Annotated in this window: 1 protein-coding gene; it reads left to right on the top strand. The window is 64.3% G+C overall.

The window, feature by feature from the left end:
- Positions 1–414, top strand: a 414-nt coding sequence (locus ACM43_RS09525; RefSeq protein ID WP_271539843.1) for a chemotaxis protein CheW, incomplete at both ends; no start/stop codon positions are given.

Raw genomic sequence — 414 nt, 5'->3', positions numbered from 1 at the left:
CCAGACGTTTGGCATCGTCGTCGACGGCGTGTTCCACACCGAAGAAATCGTGGTCAAGCCGATGTCGACAAAACTGCGTCACATCGACATGTTCTCCGGCAACACCATTCTGGGCGATGGCGCGGTCATCATGATCATCGATCCCAACGGCATCGCCAAGGCGCTCGGCGCCGCCGGCTCCTCGGCCCATGACATGGGCGACGAAGCGGCCGGCCATCACATCGGAAGTGGCGAGCAGACCACCTCGCTCTTGGTGTTCCGCGCCGGCTCGTCGCAGCCCAAGGCGGTCCCGCTCGGCCTCGTCACGCGCCTGGAGGAGCTGCCCGCCGACAAGATCGAGTTCTCGAACGGCCGCTACATGGTGCAGTACCGCGAGCAGCTGATGCCGCTGGTGGCCATGGAAGGCGTCACCAT

Origin of the sequence: Bradyrhizobium sp. CCBAU 45321 (assembly GCF_028128975.1) — a bacterium.
GTDB lineage: Bacteria > Pseudomonadota > Alphaproteobacteria > Rhizobiales > Xanthobacteraceae > Bradyrhizobium > Bradyrhizobium yuanmingense.
Note: the sequence above shows the minus strand (reverse complement) of the source record. Positions and strands in the feature narration are given on the sequence as shown.